The sequence below is a fragment of the Cellulophaga sp. L1A9 genome, assembly GCF_009797025.1.
GTDB lineage: Bacteria > Bacteroidota > Bacteroidia > Flavobacteriales > Flavobacteriaceae > Cellulophaga.
Genome location: NZ_CP047027.1, coordinates 412,300 through 435,327, shown reverse-complemented (window position 1 = coordinate 435,327; position 23,028 = coordinate 412,300). Strand labels below are relative to the sequence as shown.

Sequence of the window (23,028 nt, the reverse complement as noted above, 5' to 3'; positions counted from 1 at the left end):
ATTATAGTTTCTGAAGCGTCTTTCTAATATCATCAATTAATCAATTATCAATCTTAAAACAAATTATCATGAAAAAATTAAGTCTAGTATTCGTAAGTGCGTTATTACTATTAACAGGATCAGTTTTAGCAAATGACAAAAAGAAATCAGAGGAGCCTAAAAATAATTTATCGACTCAAATTGCAACTTTGTTAAGTAATAGTTCTTTAATTGTTGAGGACGATTTAACCGCAAATGTTCTTTTTACCTTGAATGAGGATAGAGAAATTGTTGTATTATCTGTAACCACAAATAGTAAGGCAGTAGAGCAGTTTGTAAAAGCGAAATTAAATTATCAAAAAGTAAGTCTAGAAGATTACCGAGAAGGAAGAACCTACACTGTACCAGTAAGAATTACAGAGTAAGTAATTCATTTATGTTGATTACAAAAAAAATCCTGAGGCAACTCAGGATTTTTTTTTGTTTTTATAATTTCCGTGGATAACGTTTTTATCTACCTTTTTTTCTTGTTTTGCTTTGAAGTCAGGATCGTATCCTTTTTTTGCTTGTGGACCTTTTTTTATAGCAGCTAATTCAGCTTTTGGATTTTTAGGGTTTTCCTTGGTACCTCTAAAGTGAATTACAAGTGCATTTAAAAAGTTTCGGAGTATTTGGTCTCCACATTCCATATAATTCGGATGATCCTCTTTTCTGAAAAATGCACCAAGCTCAGCTTTAGATATCTTAAAATCTACAAGTTTTAAAATGTCTACAATTTCATCATCTCTCAACATCAGTGCTACTCTTAGCTTCTTAAGAATATCATTATTAGTCATATACTATAATTTTGCTGCAAGGTACTATTTTATACTAAAATTCTTGCTTTTTCTATTTGTTTCCTGCTAATCCATCTTAGAAATAGACGCTTCAAATAATTTATTTATAGAAAAATCACATAAAAACGACATTATGTCATTAATAAACGTTGGAAAGTGGACAAAATGGCATTTATCGTGTGTTGGTATGTATTTTGTTTATTGTAAACCAAAGAACAAATAATTCTAATTAAAAATATATAGTTATGAGTACAGCACACAAAAATGTAGTTTCAATTCCAGCATTAATGAATGAAATATTCAAGCCAGATTGGTTTGGTGGAGCAGAAGTATTAAATGCTAAAGGACCTGCAGTTAATATCAGAGAAGATGATACTTCTTTTGTTTTGGAATTAGTAGCTCCAGGAAGAAAAAAAGAAGATTTTAAAATTGAAATCGATAATGATTTATTAACTGTTTCATTTGAAAGTAAAGAAGAAGCTTCAGATGAGAAAGAAGTGAATAAAGTAAAATACACTAGGAAAGAGTATTCTTTTTCATCTTTTAAAAGAGCATTTACCTTACCAGATTCGGTAAATAAAGATGCTATTAATGCAAATTACGAAAATGGAATATTAAGTTTTAATCTTCCGAAAAAAGAAGAAGCATTACCAAAGCCAAAAAGATTAATAGAATTGGCGTAATGCAGAATGCATTGTGTAGACCGAGAGGTTTTCATAATGGTTGGTTTAAGTTGGTTAGTTCAAAGCGCTTCGGTAGTTTTCCGAGGCGCTTTTTTTATTCCTGTTTCTGTAGCATTTTTATTTCGTCACGTAGTTTGGCAGCTTGCATAAAGTCTAATTCTTTTGCTGCTTTTTCCATATCTTTTCGTTTTTCACGAATCATTTTTTCAATTTGTTCTTTGGTTAAATAATCCAAATCAGGTTCAGCAGCTCTTGCTACTTCCTTTTCAAAATGGTATGTAGATACCGAGTTTTTTGCTAAGACGCTATCTAAACTTTTATTCAAAGCTTTAGGTACCATATTGTGTTTGGTATTGTAAGCTATTTGCTTTTCTCTTCGGTAGTTTGTATCATCAATAGTTTGCTGCATGCTTTTTGTTATTTTATCCGCATACATTATCGCTTTACCATTTAAGTTTCTAGCCGCTCTACCCACCGTTTGGGTTAAAGAGCGATTACTACGTAGGAACCCTTCTTTATCCGCATCTAAAATAGCAACTAAGGATACTTCTGGTAAATCTAAGCCTTCACGTAATAGGTTTACTCCAATCAGGACATCAAAGATACCTTTTCTTAAATTTTGCATGATTTCAACACGCTCAAGAGTATCTACGTCACTATGAATATAACGGCAGCGTACATTGATACGATCCAAGTATTTCGCTAATTCTTCGGCCATACGCTTAGTAAGTGTTGTAACTAAAGTACGTTCATCTTTTTCATTCCGCTGATGTATTTCTTCCACTAAATCATCAATTTGATTTAAACTAGGACGAACCTCAATAATGGGATCTAAAAGCCCTGTAGGTCTAATAATCTGTTCTACGAAAACACCATCACTTAACTGTAATTCATAATCGGCGGGAGTAGCACTCACAAAAATAACTTGATTTTGTAAGGCTTCAAACTCCTCAAACTTAAGAGGCCTGTTATCCATTGCAGCAGGCAATCTAAATCCATACTCCACTAAGTTCTCTTTTCTGGACCGGTCACCCCCATACATGGCGTGTACTTGCGAAATGGTTACGTGACTTTCATCGACCACCATTAAATAATCGTCTGGAAAATAGTCTAATAAACAGAAAGGTCTAGTTCCAGGCTCTCTCCCGTCTAAATAGCGCGAATAGTTTTCAATACCAGAACAATAACCTAATTCGCGAATCATTTCTAAATCAAAATTAGTGCGTTCTTCTAGTCGCTTAGCTTCTAGAGGTTTGCCTACTTCTTTAAAAAAATCAAGCTGTTTTACTAAATCATCCTGAATATGGTGAATAGCATTTTGTAAGATATCAGGAGAAGTCACAAACATATTTGCAGGATAGATATTCAGGTTCTCATAACTCTCTAATTTTGTGTTTTTTAAAGGGTCAAAAGCTTCAATTTCCTCGATCTCATCTCCAAAAAAGTGAATACGGAATGCGTGATCTGCATAACTTGGGAATACATCGACCACATCTCCCTTTACTCTAAAATTTCCATTTCTAAAATCAGCTGTAGTTCTAGAATATAAACTTTGCACCAATTGATGAAGGAATTTTGTTCTAGAAATTACTTGATCTTTATGTACAGAAATAACGTTCTTCTGAAATTCCACAGGGTTTCCTATACCATATAAGCAAGACACAGATGCTACAACGATAACGTCACGCCTTCCTGATAATAAAGAAGAAGTAGTGCTTAAGCGAAGTTTTTCAATGTCTTCATTGATAGATAAATCTTTTTCAATGTAAAGTCCGGATGAAGGAATATAAGCTTCTGGCTGATAGTAATCATAATAGGATACAAAATATTCTACCGCATTTTCAGGGAAAAACTGTTTGAATTCAGAGTATAATTGTGCAGCAAGAGTTTTATTATGCGCTAAAACGAGTGTTGGTTTCTGAACAGTTTCAATGACGTTGGCAACAGTAAATGTTTTACCTGAACCCGTAACACCCAATAAAGTTTGATATTTTTCTTCAGTGTTTATACCTTCAACGAGTTGTTTTATAGCACTAGGCTGATCTCCAGTAGGTTTGAATTCTGATACGACCTTAAATTTCATCCTATAAAATTACGAAAGGAAGCTTAAATAAAGAGTCACAGTTGCTCTTATTTTTAACTCAATTTATCGTTTCAAAGCAAAGTGCCCCGTAAAAACTCTACCGTCTTCAAGATTTACTTTAAACCAATAATCAGACGCGGGTAAACTTTTTCCATTCGCATCGCCATTCCAACCTTCGCTTGTAGGAGTGGTAGTGGCTATTAAGGTTCCATAACGATCAAAAATAGTTATTTTGCTATCCGTTTGAAACTGCTCATTAGCCCCAATTATTTGCCAATAGTCATTTGTTCCATCTCCATTTGGAGAGAAAAATTTAGGATACCCTATAATGGAAATTTCTTCGGTCGTAATTCCGCAGCCTCTTTTATCTTGAACATAAACAGTAGCTAAACCTGGTGCTATATCTAAGAATTTAGGATGGTCTTGATAGGTAATTCCATCCATGGAATATTCATAATCTCCATCTCCAGAAATAAGTATTTCCACGGTATTATAGTCGGAAATATCTTTTATCACGATACTTTTTATCAATGCTTGGTTGGAGGGCATAACACGGAAATCTACACTGTTTGTGCAATTAGTTGTTTCGCCATTTGTGGTATATGAATATCCTAATTCTAATTTAAAATTACCTGGTTCAGAAATGGTTACTGCAGAAGTATTGCTAATTTGAGTTTCAGCATTAGGTGCTATTTTTACCCAATTATAACTATCATATCCCGTAGGGGCATTTAAGACTAAAGGCGTTCCATCAGTACAGACATAATGTTCTGCAGGAAAAGTGAACGATGGCGTTGGGTGAACTATTAATTTGATAGCTTCTACACCTTGGCATTCATTATTTTTTTCAAGACGAACATAAAGATCAGTAGATGGTGTTGTAAGCGTTCCTGAAACCGCATTTTGTTCCAGTGAAGCATCATTTAAAGAGGTGTAGAAAGTAGCATCGATGGAGGTGTAACTGTTGAACCGAATTTCATCCAAATCAAAAATTCCTTCAATAATCGTTTCGTTAGGGTTCGTCTGGCAGGTGTAAAACGGACTTTTAACATTGGTGTTTATTGTAGTTGCTTGTACGATAATCTCTAATATTCCTTGGCTAGAGCATCCAAATTCATTCGTAACGGTGTAATAAAGTGTTTGATTGAAAGGAACGATATTTCTATAGCCTATAGGGTTGTTAATTGCTTCATTGTTCGCTAAAGCGGTACTACTCTCATAAAAAGTAAATACGTAATCTTCAGGATATATTTGAGCGCTATAGGATTGTTCTAAATTTAAAGAGGTAATTCCATCTGCAGGATCATTTTCATCAATATCACATTGAATAATCTGTAAAATTTCTAGAATTGGAGCAGGGTTTATGATGAGGGTAGATTCTCCGATAATTGGACATTCTTTTGGGTCTGCTAAAGTTATTTCTAATTTGTATTTGCCTGCATCTGTTAAAGAGGCATTTTTTATTTCTAAAAAATAACGATCAGGGTTGGTAATAGGAGTCCCATCTTTCTGCCATTGATAGGTAGCTCCTGGGTAATCATCGGCTTCTAGGATAAAGGATTCATTTTCACAAACAGTTAATGTAGTACTCGTAGTGCCATCAGGGTTTTTAATTAAATCGATCTTATTAAAAAACGATTGAATAAAAGGAGGCAAACCTTGCATGGCAATTTTTCCATTCAAAGAAACAGCATTATGTACATAGTTTGCTGCAGCACCTTTGGCGCTAGGAGTGTTAATAACGCTTAAAAAAGAAACTCCTTCTTCGTAACTTTTGGGGTTCGTACGGTATATTTTACCATTTTCAGCCATTTGTAAAGCACCTCTATACGCTTCTCTTTCGTCTATTACCACAGCAGAACCAGAAATATTGGAAGCATAAAGATCATATTGAATTAATGAAGCGCTACTTAACTCTTCATCATTGAACGTATTTACATATAAGTATTGACCTTCCGTAGAAAATTCTACTCCGTAAGAGATTGTATTTGGAGCAGGAACGGTTACTTGTAGTTGATTACTAAGGATACCAGTTTTTGGGTCAAAGTCATAAACAAACAATCCGTCATAGGCATTTGCACTTACCATTTTAGAACCATCAGAAGATAGTTTTAAGTAACCTCTTGGATCACTAAGTAACAAGTCCGGAAAAGTGTTTTTTACAGCATTGGTATTTATCCCTGCGGCGCTTACTTCATAACAATGATAGGTATTAAAAAAACCTACGGAACCATCTTCAGAAGCCAAGGTTATTACCCAAATAGATTGTTCTAAACAGTCTTTAATGACGCCAGCAATTTTTTCAGAACTATCGCTAAGAAGATTTTTGTTTTTCTCAATAATAGCACCATTACCACCATCTTGTGAAATGTCTAAAACGGAATAGTTGAGGCCATAATCGGGATCAGTTTCATATACAGAAGTATCTACGGTAAAAATGTAGTAGATGTTGGGGTCTTGTGGTTTAGGTACTATAATAGCTGACTGTGTACTAGAAGGATCGCCACGCAATCCACTTCCATTTTGAACTATTTCATGATTTTTATTATACACGGTAATACCATCAGTATAGGCTAACAAATTACCACTAGCATCAGAAATAGAAGTACAGCCTTCAAGGGTATTTAATTTTCCGTTAGTTAAAGGAGTTACTGAGCCATTGTCATTAAATTGGATGCCCGCACCAAAGCCAAAGTACCAATTAGAAGTTTCGCTTTGTGCCGTAACAGTAAAGAACGTGATAATAAAAAATAGAAAACTAAAATACTGTTTTTTCATCTGCTGCTGTTTTTATCGCTCAGATGAAGTAGAAGAAGTAACCAAAACTATACTCTTTATAGCGTTGGTTACTTCTTCATTATTCATTTTCAGTGCGTTTCTCAGACGCTACAATATACTACAAATCTCTTTTCTTTAATAATGCATAGGATAAATAGATGAAAATAGCAGTCCAGCAAACTACGATAAGAAGTTCATACCAGTGTACGTGATAGTTTAATTCAAGTTTCTGACCCAATTCAGCAGCGGCACTTTGTACCACTTTAAATCTAGAGAAGGGCTCCTTAATTAAGTTAGACATTGCTTGTAATGGAAAAAAGCCCATGATGATGTCTGTTGTCTTCCCATCAAATAACTGCCAGCGGATAATTCCTCTTATAAAAAGCTCTATAATTTGCCATAAAATTAAAAACCCTAATGCAAATGCTGATCGTTTTATTAGAACCCCTAAGAATAAACAAAAAGAGAAAAACCCCACTAGTTTTATAAAGTAGGCTAGTATAAATTCTAAATCAGAAAAAATAATAGAGATTTCTGTAAAATCTGAGTAGGCTAAACCTAAGGCTAAGGAAACAATGAATACGAAAAGTGTTGATATTAATGAAAATGTAAGTACCGTTAAAAATTTAGAAAGGATAAATTCTTTTTTCGATAGTCCGTCAATTAAGTTTTGTTTGATGGTCTTATTGCTATACTCATTTGCCATCATGGAAACAATTACAATGGCCAGAAAGAGTTTAAAAAAGGCCGTAACAAATGTGTTGAAATGCCAAATGTATGGGAAATTAAAAATTCCTTGCTCTGCTAGATGAAATTTGAAAGGACCAAAGTCAAACTTAATAGCTGCAGTAAGAGCAATCGTTGTAATCAAGAAGAAATAGGCTATTATTAGTACTTTACTAGCTCTATTATTCCAAAGTTTTATAAATTCTATTTGAAGTAAACGGATCATTTTAGATTGATTTTTAGGTGGTGTGGAATACTTAGAATTAAGCGTTTTTTGTTATTGTCAAGAATTGTTCTTCAAGGCTTTCACGTCTTTTAGAGAGCTGTGATAGAATAATGCCTTTTTCAAATAACAATTTATTTAAATCTTCTGCACGTAAATCTTCTTTGAGGTAAGCGGTAATTAAACCATCTTCATTTTTTATAGTTCCAAATCTACTATCACTTTCTAAATAGGTGAGAAGGTTTTGTTCTTGTGACGTTCTAAGCTCAAAAAAACCAAAGCTTGCTAACATGTTATCTACACTTCCAGAATAAAGTTTTACTCCTCTTTGAAGAATAACCACATGGCTACATACTTTCTCTACCTCATCAAGAAGATGCGATGCTAAAAGGATTGTAGTTCCTTGTGATGCAATTTTTTTAATAATTTCTCTAATCTGGTGTATTCCTTGTGGATCAAGACCGTTGGTAGGTTCGTCCAAAATTAAAATTTCAGGATCATTAAGTAGGGCAGAAGCTATTGCTAAGCGTTGCTTCATTCCTAATGAGTAGGTTTTAAACTTACTGTCTTTACGTTCTAAAAGTCCAACTAACGCTAGTTTTTCTTCAATTTTTGTGGTTGGAACCTCTTTAATCTTACAGACTAATTTCAAGTTTTGTACTGCCGTCATATATGGGTAGAAATTAGGTCTTTCTATAATGGCACCCACTTTTTTCAACGCGTTGTGCGTAGATATTTTTCCATCGAACCAACTAAATGCTCCAGAAGTCTTGTTTACCACATTTAAGGCAATTCCTAAGGTAGTAGATTTACCACTTCCATTAGGACCTAGGATGCCGTAAACATTTCCTTTTTCTATCGTGAATGATAAATCATTAACGGCGACTAGTGGCCCGAATTTTTTTGTTAAGTTGGAGACTGTTAAGATGGTATTCAAAATTGATTTATTTAAGGTTGTGTCTGTTTGACGAATTAGAAGACTAATTGTTACAGAAAACTTTAAAAAATAAAATTTGAAAGAAGGATACGTTAATTTCTATTCACACGATAGGTGATTTTCCTATTTGTAATGACTGTTGTAGGGACTGTTTTATTTACAGTAACTGTCGCAGAAGGATCATCTGTTGTCGTATTGGAATCGGTTTGATCTTGATTATTAGAAACGGTATTTGTATAATTTACTGTTGAGATATATAGATTTTCTAGTCCAGCTTTAGTGACAAGGGTTAAGGTTTCTAAATCTCCAGAATCCATACTGCCTACATTCCAATTAGGGTAAGTAAACGATCCTTTAGAAACTGAAAATGAAATTAATTCTAGACCCGTAGGCAATACATCCGTCAATACTAAATTGGTAACAGCATCTATTCCTAAGGTTTCAACAGTAATGGTAAAAGTTACGGTATCACCATCATATACCACATTTTGATCTGCATCTTTATTAAGTACAATATCAGGGTCACAATAATAGGCCGTTAAGGGTTGAGAATCATAGGTGCAACCTCCTTTTGTTACACGCACATAATAATCTCCGGCACTGCTTGGGGTATATGTTGCACTATTGGCTCCTGCAATCAAAGATCCATTTTCGTACCATTGATAATTATCAAAATTAGGATCTACAACTTCTACCTCAGCAGCAGGTAAACAACCGCCTCCAGTTACTTGCAGATCTACTTCAGGAACGGTATCAAAACCAGAAAAATATCCTGCAATACCTCTAGCGCCATTAAAGCCTATAAAACCAACAGCAATTGGTCCCGTAGATTCAACACTTACATCGCCAGTTAATCCTGGAACATAATACGTTTTCCACAAGGTAGTTCCTGCAACACTCGATGGGGCGGGCAGTGCTACTGCACCAGTACCATCTGTTACTGTAATATTAGCATCAGGAGTAGAGGTAGAGGCAATGATGGTTACTCCACCAGAAAGTGTTGTGCCTGCAACATTAGTGATGTCTGGTATGTTGTCCATGATGTCTGGTAAAAGACAGTTGACAGGAGCAACAAAATTTAATCCTTGAGTATATATTGCGCTAGACCCAGCTAAACATTGATATGCGTAAGCATCTTTAGAAGTAGACACAAACATATTGGCTCCTATAACGTTAGACGAATAGTAGCTACTAGGTATTTCAAAATAGTCGCCATTATTTAATGTCGCAAGTGCCGTGGTACTTCCATTAACATAAATTTCAGTGTTATTCTGAGTTGCAATTATAAGCGGGAATTCTGTAGCGCCACTGGTTCCGCCATTTCCTCTTACAAAAACATATTCCTTTCCTAATTTATTTTCAGGAACAGGTTGATCTATTCCTGCATCACGATTTGAAGAATTTTCTTGTCTTCCGTAGTTTAAAGAACCATTACTTATGACAATATTCTTATCAGAAACGATAGAAGCGCCAATCCACCCTTGGCTTTGCGCTATAGAAAATGTATTGCCCATATATGCCTCAAATACAAAAGATTCATTGGCGTTTAATGTAACTTGATAGGAATCTGCTGTTATCCCAGAAGCGTTGGTTCCTAACCTGAAAACACAATCAGGATCGTATCCTGATAACGTAATCAAGGTATTATTTTCGGTAGCCATGATACCCACGGTGTTCGATTTTGATACGTGAGTACCGAGATTAGGAACTCCTCCCCATTTAAAACGGGTGCCCATAGCGGCTCTTCCTTTAGAAGTTAAGGAAGCTGCTTGCGAACCAGAGATTCCTCTGTAATTTACATAAAATTCTTCGCCGTTAGGCGCCTCAAATCTTAAACCACTACTATTTAGAACAATTCCTGTATTAGCATTGCTGACTAGAGATATATTGTTGTCACTATTTCCAGGATTGTATACTGCGGGACTAGCTTTGGATAAAGAAAATGTAGTGATAGGAGTAGCACTAGTACCTAAATAAGCATTGACAGTGAAAGTTGTTGTTTCCGGAGTAGATAGATAAAATGCCTGTTGTTGTATTGCTTGGTTATTACCTCCTTGTTTTAAAGGGGGTAAATAGTGTAAATCGCTCAGCTGTGCGTGCACTAAATTAGCGCCTATAAACAATAAAAAAAAGAGTATAAAAATGTGTTTCATCGTTTGGACCTATGTTTTTTAAGATACTCCTTATAAAACATGTGAATATTTACAAAGTTAGGTTTCTTAGTTTCAGAGAGAAACTTTTTGTTGTGAGAGCCTTGAAACCTGTGGTATGCCTTCTTTATTTTTGATGTTATCAATCAAGACCAGAAAAATAAAATCCGAATAGATAGTTTTTGGCTATCTATTCGGATTTTAAAATTAAATGTATACGCTATTTATCGGTATAAGGTAAAGTGACCAACAAATTCTCTATCATCATCAGCACCGTTTAGTTTAATAATATACCAGTAATCACCTGTCGGTAAATCGGTATTTTGGTATAGGCCATTCCAACCTTCTGGGTTGTCTTGTAATTTGTATACTAAACGTCCGTATCTATCATAGATATTAATATAGATGTTCGGGAATTGCTCAATGTTTTTAGGCAACCAAAAATCATTAGTACCATCACCTTCAGGTGTAAAGAAATTAGGGATCTCAATATCTATAAACTCGATGTAGATGTTAGCTTCTGATTCACATCCATTTTCATCTACCACACGAATGGTGTATGTATCTGTTCGTTTGATATAAAAAGTATTATCGTCTCCATTATCTTTACCGTCAATATAGAAGGTATAGCCTTCTTTGCCTCCAGCAACTATTGCAGTAATTTCATTAATTCCTCTTTGCTCTAGGCTTAACGTAAGTGGTTCATAGCCTTCAACCTCAAAGTTAAAAGTTCTAATACATCCATTAGCATGTGCAATAGTGATATAATGAGCGCCAGGCGTCATGTTCGTGAAATCTGGTTCAAGTACAAAGTCCGCAGGATCTGTAGAATCTAAAGCATATAATACATCGTTACCTACTGTTTGGTCTTCTAGGGTAAGAATCAAACTAGTATTAGGAGTGTCACCTGTACATTCATACAATACCTCTGCAGTAGCATTTAAATTAACACCAACTTCAACGGTTATAATTTCAGTTGTCAAACAGTCATTAGTATCTTTTACATAAACTGTATATGTTCCTGCAGATAAATTCTCAAAAAGAGTTCTGTCTTGAACAAAGGCAGCATCATCTGTAGCATTAATACTCGTAAAGTAAGGTGCTGTTCCGCCTGCTATCGCAAGAGAAATTGAACCGTCACTGCTGTCTAAACAAATTTCATCTTGAACTGTTGATGTCATTGTTAATTCGGCTGGCTCGACAAGTGTAAATTCAATTAATTCGAAGCAGCCTAAACTATCTTGTGCGATGACAGTATAATCACCAGGAGCCAGTCCATCAAAAGTGTTCGTTGATTCAAATCTGTTGAGGTTAGGGGAGATGGAATACATATAAACACCAGAACCACCAGTTAAATTAAGAACTATACTACCGTCATTTTCACCATTACAAGTTATTTCTGAGATATCATAATCGACAGTGATTGGCGTTGGTTCATCAATAATAACCGGAATAGAAACAATCTCACAATCTCTACTTTGTACACGAACGTAGTAGGTGCCACTAGCTAAATCAGTAAAAATACCTGATGATTGGTTTGCACGAATTTCTGTTGTTAGAGCAGCATCTGAAAATAAAGCGTATTGATAACTTCCAAGTCCACCTTCTGCATCAGCAATTAGAACAGCTGTACTATCTCCTGAACAATTAATTTTTGCTGCAGAGGTGTCAAGATTCACAACAAGGTCTGCAATGGCATTTACAGTAAGTGTGTTTGAAATTATTGAAACACAATTAAAGTCATCCTTTACATAATACTTATAAATACCAACAGGCATATTTTCAAATAAGTGTGTATCCGTACCATTAGTTTCATTTAATGGGTTGAAGTTTATTCCATCTTCACTCCACGTGTAAGGAGCTGTACCGCCTGATGCTACCAGCAACAGATCAGCACCATCAAGACAACTAATTGCTCTATCAGTAATTAATAGTGCATCAACATCAGTTGGTTCAACAATCTCGACAATAGCCGTTTCGAACTCACAATTAATATCGTCAGTAATAGTAATGCTATAGAAGCCTGATACAAGATTATTGAAATCAGGACTGGTTTGTGAAACTGAGTTACGAAGTAGTGTGCTACCTGTGGCATCAGAATATGTGTTTAGGCTATAGCTGTAATTTGGTGTTACATTTCTAGGATCTAGGACAAATGAAACTGAAGCATCTGTATCGCCACTACATTCTAATTCGGTATTGGTAATTGTTCCTGTTAAAGGCGTTGGTTCGACTAAGGTAAACTCACTACTAAATGTCTGAACACAACCCAAATCGTCCGTTACTTGAACGTCATATATTCCAGCTTCTAAGCCATCAAATAGATGAGCATTTACTTGAAGTTCAGTATACACAGACCCTGTAGTTGTATTTGTTAATACAATATCATAAAGTGTTTTTCCACCAGCCGGAGAAACGTTTGCAGAACCTTCACCATTTGAACAACCTACATTAGAGGTTTGTACTGCATTTAATGTAATAGCCGCAGGAGGTGTAGTAATTGTAAATGATCTTGTTTGACTACATTCAGGGAATGCATCTTGTATAATGGTAACTGTATAATTACCAGCAGGAACAGGAATAGCAGTTGTTGGACCTAAGTCTGCAGAAGTTCCATTGTCGATCGCAGTACTTGAAGCATTATAAATTGTCCAAGTAAATCCACCAACAAATGTAGCGTCAACTAGTGTTAATTGTATACTTCCATCATCACCAAAACATACCACATCAGATAATACATCTACGGTTACATCAAAAGTGTTAGGCTGTTCAACAGTATGCGTTCTTGTAATTTCACAACCTGTTATAATATTTCTAATACCTATGGTATGGGTGCCAACTCCTAAATCTGTAAAGTTATTAGAGGCTTGGTATGTAGTTGCAGGCAATAACCTAAACTCGTAATCTGTAGGATTGGTTGCATAAGTTGAATAAGTACCCGTGACATTAATGCTGATATCTTCACCTGCATTTACACAATCGATATTTTCATCTACTGTTATAGTTGCATCTTCTAAAGCATCAAAAGGATCAATGGTAATTACCTGACTAGAGGAACATCCTTTATCATCAAAAACCGTTACACGTATATCACCACCATTTAAATTAGTGTATATATAAGTATTACTTGTTCCATTCTGTAAAATATTACCCGTTGTATCGTCAGCAAATAAATAACGAACATAAGTACCGCTACCACCAGCCAAACTAGTTGGGTCTACAGAAAGTTCTGCATTATTTGTTGTGTTATTAGCGCTACACCCAAATTGGCTTTCAATTAAGCTAAATGCAATCAATAAAGGTTCGTCTATTACAATATTGCTTATAATTGTGGTACAACCGTTTGTTCCAGTTGCGGTTACTTCGTAAGTGCCACCTGGCAGGCCTTCAAAACTATTTGTTGTACTGTTAAAAGTAGCAGCAGCAGGACTTATAGTATAAGTTGATGGGCTAATACCAGTATTAACTTCAGTAATAGCTATGATTCCATCAGAATTTCCAGAACAAGTAACAGCTTCATGTGTTGCTGTGAAACTTGGTTCTACTGCAGGAACAATCTCTAAGGTAAACGTTTTAGAGCTACATGCCGGGGTTGTATTGTCATAAATTGTAATTGTGTAGGTGCCAGGTGTTGTTGCATTGTCCCAAACTACTGAATTAGTAGGAGAAGGCAGCGCAGTTCTTGTTTGCGAATCTGGCCCATTAATTTCATAATCGAAGGTACCGTAACCGTCAAAGGCAGCGATTGTTATTTCAGCATTTGGACTTAAAGAACAATCCAATAATTTTGTGATTTGAGCACTAGCTTGGAACCTCGCTGCGATTTCAAAAGTATCAAAATCTCCACATCCGTTTACATCAAAAACTGATATTGATTGCATAGAAGCGGATGAACTTAATCCGGTAACCACGAACTCACCATTTACAAAATTAGAAGTTTGTGGAGCACCACCATTTAAACTTATTAAATAAGCAGCGGTATCAGGTGTAACTAAGGTTACCGTTACTGAATAATCGCCTTCATCAGCACAAAAGTCATCTACAACTACTGTATCAATATCTGGAGCACTATGAAAACCTATAGTTACTGCATCTTGTTGGATACAATTGCTTGCATCTTTAATGTATACAATATAATCACCAGCACTTACTGATTTTGTAGTACTTGTTTCCCATCCTGCTGAAGTGGCAGTTGGCGCTGGAGCAACATCTGATAAATATTGATATTCATAAGGTCCTTCACCGTAACGACCAGCAGCTGTTATTGTGCCAGATTCATTACAGTTTGCATTTTTAGTTGCGGTTGCAGTAACTTCTAATAAGGTTGGTGCTTGTTCAACAATAAAAGTTTCTGAGGCATTTACACATCCAGCATTAGTCCCATCAATCTCAGTAAATAAAATATAGAATTTACCAGGCGGTAAGCTCATCGCTATTTCTGTTTCCGGACCTCCAGCAGCACCTGTAATATTGCCTGTGATTCCTAATGATGTATTAGTTGCATAAGAGTAAATTTCGTAATCTACCGTGGTTGCTGTATAACTATCTATAGTAAACGCTACAATACCATCAGCACTACCAAAACATGTAATAGCAGTTACTGCGTCTATAGTTGACGTCAAGGTTGAGCTGGTTGCTACAGGAACATCAGCTTCTTGATAGTACTCACATCCACTGCTAGCATCATGCACAATAAAAGTATAACTAACACCAGGAGTAAGCCCAGTAAAGTTATAGGACGGCAGGGCAGGAGAAGTTGTTGTTGAGGCATGCCAATTTGTAGTATCTGTTATATCAAAATCGGGAGCAGGGAATATTGCAAAGTAAAACGGTCCTGTACCTAAAGTAGCTCCAGTACTATTATCCGCTTCAACTAACATTTCGCCACTACCCATAGTACAACCAGATGTTCCAGAAGTTGTAATTAGTATGTCTGGTCCTGTTGTAATTGTTATATCTGTTACAATTTCACATCCATTTATATCTGTAACTGTCACTTTATAATCACCAAAATCTAAATCAGAGAATGTATAATTATTAGTTCCTGATGAGGTGTCATAAGTTTCAGAAACACTAAAGTCAGCATTGTTCAATCTGTAGATGTAGGTGGCATTTCCGCCTGAAGCGTCAACCGTGATAGATCCTAAATCTGTTCCAAGTGCACCACAAACAATATCTGTTTTAGTAATGTTTGGATCAACAATCAAAGGCTCGTTTATTGTTACGGTTTGTTCAACAAAACAATTTTTACTATCAGTAACTCTAACAGTGTAAGTACCTGCGGTCAAGCTGGTTGTTTCTTCCAAATAATCAGTTCCCGTAGTTGTGTTGAGTACGTTAATGGTGTAGGGAGCTAAACCAACTGTTGTATCAATAATAATATCTAATGACCCGGTGTTGTCTCCATTACACGTTAAGTCAGTAGGAGTAACACTTGTTATAATAGGTGTGTCAGGGGTTGTCACTACCACCGCATTTGTTACAAATACACATGGAATAGTTGCATTATCTGTAGCTTGGAAATAATAAGTTCCAGCTGTACTAGTTGAAAAAGTATTGGCGGTAAAACCAGTAGCGTTCCATGGTCCAGTACTACTATTTGACCATTCATAGGTATACACCCCAGAACCTCCAACAATATTCATATTTATTACAGCATCGGCTGAACATGTTAAATCTGATTGCAATGTTGCATCACCTCTTAATTGAGGGTTAACTGTAATTGTTTTTTGAACAGGTCCACAACTGTACGCATCGTCAACATCAATGGTATATGTTCCATTCGCTAAATTTGTGAATGTATGTGTTGTTGCTGACGTTGGTGTAGGAGTAATCCAGGCACCATTATTAATTCTAAAAGTGTAATCTCCATTTCCGGCAGTTACGCTTACAGTAATTGTAGCGTTATTTGTTCCATCGTAGCATGCTACTGATGTAAGGTCAAAATCTACAACCTCAGGTGCAACAACAGTTACAGTAGACGTTGAAACAACTTCACAACCATTAGCATCTCTAACTCTAAGAACATAGTCACCAGCAGGCACATTTGTAAAAGTTACTTCTGCTTGATAGGCTCTAATTATTGAATCTGCAGAGTCTTCTAATTGATATTCGTATCCAGGAGTTCCTGCTGACGCAGAAGCTTCAAGAGTAGCGCCAGTGTTGAAACATGTAAACGCATCTTTTAATTGTAGATCGGGAACAATTTCAGTTGGAGCTGTCAAGGTCACCGAGGATGCCGAAGTAGCAATACAAGTATTGTCCGCAGTTTTTCTAACCATTATAGAATAAGATCCTGCCGCTAATGTAGATGGGGTTGTGAAAATTGCAGTGCTTTCGGCAATCCAGTTTGTCCCACCATCTAGTGAATACTCATAACCTGTAGTTGAATCAAAATTTTCAACTTCAAAACGTATATTTCCATCTGAGTCACTGCTGCACGTTGGGTCAGTACTACCTAATATGGTCACGTTAAATTCTTGATCGTCTTCAACAATTACAGATAAGTTTTGAGTAGTTTCACAAACCTCAGGAGTTTGAGAAGCTGTGATATCATCCAGAACTAAAAAGTTTCCGTTATCACTATTAATATTGGTACGTAAAACTATGCCAACAGCAGTGTTCGCACCTGGATTAAAAGTAACTTCTCTTAAATGCCAGTCATCTGCATCATTATTTTTAGGAATTGAGGTTGTGGCAGTACTGCTAATTACAGTACCTGAAGCATCTACTAATTGTACCAGAATTTCTGGGTTGTCACCAGTAGCACTCGCTATTTGTATGTTATAAGCATAGAAAGATACTGTTATCTCTTTGTTAGCAAGAACTTCAAGACCTGTTCTCGACCAAATGATATTATTGTTCCCAGCCAATGTGCTTACGCCAATAGCCATAAATCGTCCGTCAGTCAAACCAGTATTGTCATTTGGAGATCTCCAAGTTGTATTCGGGTTTGTAACAGCACTTGTAATCGCATATTCACCATTTACAAGGATACCTTCAGGACCTAAATTACAGTCTGTTGCGGTTCCATCTTGAGGTTCATAACAGTATCCAGTTCCAACCTCATCAATTTGAGTGGTAATACCTGTTCCAAAATTTTCTGTAAATAATGTACTTTGACTAGGGCTTATGGTACTGCTGTAACCCACAGTTACTTGGTAAGTTCCTGGAGCAACATTAGTAAATTCATTTGAATTAGATGGAGTATTTATGGTACCATCTAGGCTATAACTATATGTGAAATCTGTAGTGTTGTTAGAAGAAATTGTAATAGTTCCATTACCATCACAGTCATAGGTTACATCACTATTAAGTGATGGGTCAATTACGCTGTCTGGTACAGTTAATTCCATGTCGTAAGTACAACCCAAATTATCTTTTATAGATAAATTATAAGTACCCGAAATTAATCGTTGTTCATCAATTGCTGTATAATTTGTTCCACCATCAAAACTGTAGGTGTATGGAGCTTCACCACCATTAGGGTTGAGTATTTTAACCAAGGCTCCTAATGGATCACAAGCTACGTCTTCTAAAATAGCTGCAGAGGCAGTTAATCTAAAAGGTTGATCAATTTCATATTCAATTGTTTCAGTACATCTTGAAGTTGTAGAACCGCTTGAATCTCTAACTGTAATTGTATAAATACCAGCACTATTGTTAGTAAAAACGTTAGTGGTTTTATAGGTTACCCCTCCATCAATACTATATTCATATGGAGCAGTACCACCGCTAGCAGTAACTGTTAATTCTGATGTTGAAGAATCAGCACAAACAATTTGAGAATGACTTGCTGACACCACTACTGGACCTAAATCGATAATAGTTACACTATTTGATAAAGTACTACACTTATTTTCATCAATAACGATGAAAATGTATTCACCTGCTGCACTGCTATCTAAGAATAAGAAATCTGTTGTTGTTTTTATAGCTGAGTCAGGAATATCATCAGCATCAGTATACGCTGAAACTCCATCTTTACTCCAAATCGCCATTTTGTAATTTGGATTTGCATAGCCACCAGCAGGGGTCAATGTAATTAAACCAGCATTACAAGTTATGTTTTCTGTTACACTTGCTGATAATGTTAAATCGGCGTATTCATCAACAAAAACATTTTGCGTATCAGTACAACCATCATCTGTAGTTGTTATTACAATATAATTTCCTGTTGGTACACTGTCAAAAGTGTAGGTGTTATCATTTTCTACTACGTGTTCTTGGAAAAATGTACCAGCCCCTGAATTAGTACCATCATCTAAACGAAGTTCATAATGGTAATAAGGTAAAACATTTAATGCTTGTATTCCAATAGTACCAAATCCACTACAATCTGCAGGAGTTGTTGTAATGTTAACCTCATAGTTCTTTTCAATAATACCAATTTCTTCAGTTTCAAAGATACAAGCATTCTCAATTGGATCTCCTGTAGTTGGGTCTAATTGAGTGATTTGCACAATATAAGAACCACTGGTAGTCAGATCAAAATTTGGACCATTATTGCTTGAAAATGGTATTACGATATTATTTGTAATAGCATTTACCAATTGAAAACCATAGTTTGTAATAGGATTGGTTATTCTAATATTTCCAGGAGTACTACATAAAATATCAGAAGAAATATATTCTATATTTAGTGTGTTTTTGTAAACATTAAAGTAAAAACGACTAAAACATCCATTCTTGTAATTAATTACCACTCTAAATTTACCACTCTCAGTGACTGTGTAATTATCAGTTGTTGCAAGAGTATTCCAAGTACATGTCAAATTTGTAGTTGCACAATTGTCAACAACACCAGAACAGCTAGATTCATCTAATTGCTCCCATACAATATTATCTGCATCAGTAATTCCTAACTGAATAGTTGCTTCATCATTTTCACCACATAAGAATATTTGTGGTAATTGTGAACCATCAATTGAACAAGTTAATATTTCTCCTTGTAAATCATTATCAGTGTTTGTATCAGAATTTACTGCATTGAAAAATTCGATTACAGGATTTGTTTGTGTAGATCCGAAAAGTTCAACCGTAATTAGTTCAACTAAATCAGAGCAGTCCGTTGCACCAGATTTTTCTACGATATAATCTCCAACGGATGTAACTAATAAAGTACTTGAATCACCATCTGGATCACCATCATTTATGGCTGTTTCTGAGGAATCAATTTGTCCATTACCATTGGTGTCTATAGCCCAGACGTACGTTGTAAAACCAGTTCCAGCACTCAAGATAACATCGTCACCACATAACTGTACTGTTCTGGCAGTATTACAATTAGACAAATCATTTAATATACTGTTAGAGGCTATAGCTGCGGCATCGCTACAGACTGGTGTATTTGTAGAACCAGGTTCATCACTAAAAGTAGTCGTATTTGTGATACCTTGATAGGTAGAATATACAAGATTTTCAATTATTTCAGAACAAGCATTTACAAATTCAGAACAGTTATTAGATAAAGTTACTGTTATACGTATAGTATATTCAGGATCACTTACTTGAACCAAATTATCTGGAATTGTAAAAATGATTTCATTGCTTACGGCATCATGAGAGAAGGTTGTTCCTGTTGCGCCTGTGACATCAACATCATCAAGGGTGACGTTTTCAGGTAATACATTTCGAATTGTATAGCCTGTGGCATCATCGTCACCTGTGTTTTGAAAACGAAGTACATAATCAAATGTGTCACCTAGACTTATTTCTTGTCCATTGATATCAGTACCTCCAAGATCTTCTGAGGTGTTTTCTAATATTATTTTTGGAGCTTGAGCCAAAATATAAGAAGCGGCAATAACGGCCCCTGTATCAGGGTCAACTACAGGTATTCCTGCGCCATATTCTCCACCATCATCAGCATCGGCATTATTGTCTTTATAGAATTCATCAGCATCTGTACAACCATCATCATCACTGTCGTGATCAATATTATTAGGATATCCATCACCATCTGAATCTGCACAACTTTCTGGTACTAAAATATTAATATCAATATCATCAATAAAGTTACCTATTGATATATTACTTGCTGTAGATATTGCTTCAAAAACAAAAACTGTATTGGTTTGACCAACGGGTACTGTATACGTACCAGAATATAATACCCAAGCCGTATTTCCTGTAGTCATAGTTGCTTGTACCGTAGCACTTGCCAAATCGGCACCAATACGAAGTTGCATTGTATCTGTTCCGGCTCTACCTCTATGCCTAAGTGACCAGTTCATTACAGTACCCGGTGTTAAACACAGATTTTGGTATAATGCACCATAACGTGTGGCGTTTAATTCGGCATGTTGATTTCCATCATAAGAATCAACGCCGAGAAAACCAGATCTCCAAATTTCTATCCTGGAGTCTGTTGCCGTGGTAAACCACCCAGGAACACTATTTTCATTTAAAAGTGCAAAACTACTTACTATAGGGTCTTCAAAACTTTCATTTGTAATAGATTCAAAGCAAAAGGCACCTTCGCATTCATCACTATCATAAATACCATCATTATCATCATCAACATCAATAATGTCAATAACACCATCATTGTCAAAATCATTATGAACAATAATCGAAGCAGATAAAATGTCTTCCGTTATATTTTCATCGACTTGGTCTTGAGTATGTGATACTGTGTTCTTAATATTAACAAGAGATTCTATTTCTATTTCATCACCAACCACTTCAAGCTCTAAAAATACTGGTTTTCCTGGTTCTAAAGTTCCAATATTCCAAACAGAACCATTCCAAGATCCTGTTATAGTACTGGCACTAACCAATGTTAATCCAGCAGGAATATTGTCTGTAACCTGTAAATTTGTAATATTTTCAAAGCCTAAATTTTCAGCTCTAATAGTAAACGTAGCCGTTTCTCCTTCAGTTATTTCCGCTTGGTCTACAGTTTTGTTTATTACAATTTCTGGTTCACAATAAAAAATGGTTATGGTTTGTGAGTCATAGGTACAAGGACCTTTAGTACCTCTTAAAAAGTAATCACCTGCTGCAGTGGCTGCAAATTCATAATCGTTAGCGTCTTCGATAATTTCTCCATCAAAATACCATTGGTAGGCATCAAAATTATCATCTGAAGCTTCAAAAATGGTGGAGCCAGAGAAACAATCTCCTACGACACCTCCATTAATATCTAATACTACTTCAGGTACAGTATCAAAACCAGAAAAGTAACCTGCAACTCCTCGATTACTATTGTAACCAAAAAAACCTACAGCCATAGGTCCAGTTGAAGTAACACTGATATCTCCGGAAAGATTAGGAATAAAAAATGTTTTCCAATTGCTAGAACCAGCAACTGCATCTGAGGCTGGCATAGAAGTATATTCAACACCATCTTCATATACCTTAATATTATCATCTGGAGTATTAACTGCCGCAATAATGGTTAAACCACCAGTTAAAGTAGTACCAGCCATGCTCGTTATACTTGGTAAGTTATCAAGCTTGTCGGGTAATAGACAATTAACTGGAGCAATAAAATTTAAACCAATAGTTTGTTGTCCGCTAGCTCCTGCAAGGCATTGGTATGCATATGCATCTTTAGATGTGGTCACCAACATATTTGCACCAGCAGTTGTAGTTGAATAATATGTACTTGGTATTTGATAATACTCTCCTTCATCTATAGTAGTTTCAGGAGTTGTTGATCCATTAATGTAAATATTTGTATTGTCTTGTGTTGCAATTATTAAAGGAAATTCAGTATTTGTTGTACCATTACCTCTAATGAAAACATATTCTTTGCCTAAATTTTCTTCAGGAACAGGTTGGTCAAGACCAGCATCACGACTTGCACTTCCTGCTATCACACCAAAATTAATGGCGCCATTACTTATAACAATGTCTTTGTTAGAATCTATAGAGGCACCTATCCAACCTTCTCTCTGTGCGGTTGATCCAGTAGTACCAACATAAGCTTCAAATACAAATGATTCATTAGCGTTTAAAATTATCGTGTAACTATTGGAGGTAATTCCAGAGACATTTGATCCTAATCTAAATACGCAGTCCTTATCATAGCCAGAAAGGGTAACAATTGTATTGTCTTCAGTAGCCATTATACCTAAAGTATTAGAAAGTGAAGAATCTCTTCCAATGTTAGGAATTCCACCCCACTTAAAGCTAGTACCCATAGCTTTTCTACCTTTTGAAGTCAAAGAGGCCGCTTGTGGGGTAGAACTACCTCTATAGTTAACATAAAATTCCTCCCCGCCGGTTGATTCAAAACGAAGTCCGCTGTCTGTTAAAACTATACCAGTATTAGCATCTTCAACTAAAGTAATATTGTTATTACTGTTAGCTAAAGTCCAAATTGCTGGAGTGCTATTATCAATGGTAAAAGTATTGACAGCTGTAGTATTGGTTCCTTGGTAAACATTAACAGTAAATGCTGTAGTTTCAGGTGTTGATAAATATACCGCCTGATTTGTTATCGTGTTACTTGTTCCTCCTTGTTTTAATGGCGGTAAGTAATGAAGGTCGCTTAATTGGGCGTAACTAGCGAAACTAAATGTTAGTAAGGAAAGTAGGAAGAGTAGTTGCTTTTTCATGCTCGAAATGGAATTCAAAATAAATTTTAACATAAATAAAGCGATATGTTGTCTCAATAAAAATTCT

The 23,028-nt window shown here is 35.7% G+C and carries 9 protein-coding genes; 2 read left to right on the top strand and 7 right to left on the bottom strand.

Annotation, left to right across the window (positions count from 1 at the left end; translation table 11 throughout):
* Nucleotides 1-68 precede the first annotated feature (68 nt).
* Nucleotides 69-404, top strand: a complete 336-nt coding sequence (locus GQR94_RS01720; RefSeq protein WP_158973712.1) for a hypothetical protein — start codon at nucleotides 69-71, stop codon at nucleotides 402-404.
* A 42-nt stretch (nucleotides 405-446) separates the two neighbouring features.
* Here the strand turns inward: GQR94_RS01720 and GQR94_RS01715 are convergent, their stop codons facing one another.
* Nucleotides 447-815, bottom strand: coding sequence for a DUF1456 family protein (locus tag GQR94_RS01715; RefSeq protein WP_024479660.1), 369 nt, complete (start codon nucleotides 813-815; stop codon nucleotides 447-449).
* Nucleotides 816-1,060: 245 nt separating this feature from the next.
* Here GQR94_RS01715 and GQR94_RS01710 point away from each other — a divergent pair, with 245 nt between their 5' ends.
* Nucleotides 1,061-1,498: an Hsp20/alpha crystallin family protein gene (locus GQR94_RS01710; RefSeq protein WP_158973711.1), complete on the top strand. Its 438-nt coding sequence runs from the start codon at nucleotides 1,061-1,063 to the stop codon at nucleotides 1,496-1,498.
* A gap of 94 nt (nucleotides 1,499-1,592) precedes the next feature.
* On the opposite strand, the gene uvrB is transcribed toward GQR94_RS01710, so the two are convergent.
* The 6 genes from uvrB to GQR94_RS01680 all read right to left on the bottom strand — a co-directional run bounded on the left by uvrB (nucleotide 1,593) and on the right by GQR94_RS01680 (nucleotide 22,961).
* Entirely contained in the window at nucleotides 1,593-3,581 is a 1,989-nt protein-coding gene (uvrB, locus tag GQR94_RS01705; protein WP_158973710.1) for an excinuclease ABC subunit UvrB, read from the bottom strand.
* A 63-nt stretch (nucleotides 3,582-3,644) separates the two neighbouring features.
* Nucleotides 3,645-6,359: a T9SS type B sorting domain-containing protein gene (locus GQR94_RS01700; RefSeq protein WP_158973709.1), complete on the bottom strand. Its 2,715-nt coding sequence runs from the start codon at nucleotides 6,357-6,359 to the stop codon at nucleotides 3,645-3,647.
* 118 nt (nucleotides 6,360-6,477) lie between these two features.
* On the bottom strand, nucleotides 6,478-7,311 hold the full coding sequence (locus tag GQR94_RS01695) for an ABC transporter permease (RefSeq protein WP_158973708.1): 834 nt from the start codon (nucleotides 7,309-7,311) through the stop codon (nucleotides 6,478-6,480).
* A gap of 37 nt (nucleotides 7,312-7,348) precedes the next feature.
* Entirely contained in the window at nucleotides 7,349-8,245 is an 897-nt protein-coding gene (locus tag GQR94_RS01690) for an ABC transporter ATP-binding protein (RefSeq protein WP_158973707.1), read from the bottom strand.
* Between the two features lie 92 nt (nucleotides 8,246-8,337).
* A complete protein-coding gene (locus GQR94_RS01685) occupies nucleotides 8,338-10,398 on the bottom strand; it encodes a DUF11 domain-containing protein (RefSeq protein WP_158973706.1) in 2,061 nt (686 codons plus the stop codon).
* A 221-nt stretch (nucleotides 10,399-10,619) separates the two neighbouring features.
* Nucleotides 10,620-22,961 carry a T9SS type B sorting domain-containing protein gene (locus GQR94_RS01680; protein WP_158973705.1) on the bottom strand — a complete coding sequence of 4,114 codons (12,342 nt, stop codon included), beginning with the start codon at nucleotides 22,959-22,961 and terminating at the stop codon, nucleotides 10,620-10,622.
* Between the last annotated feature and the right edge of the window lie 67 nt (nucleotides 22,962-23,028).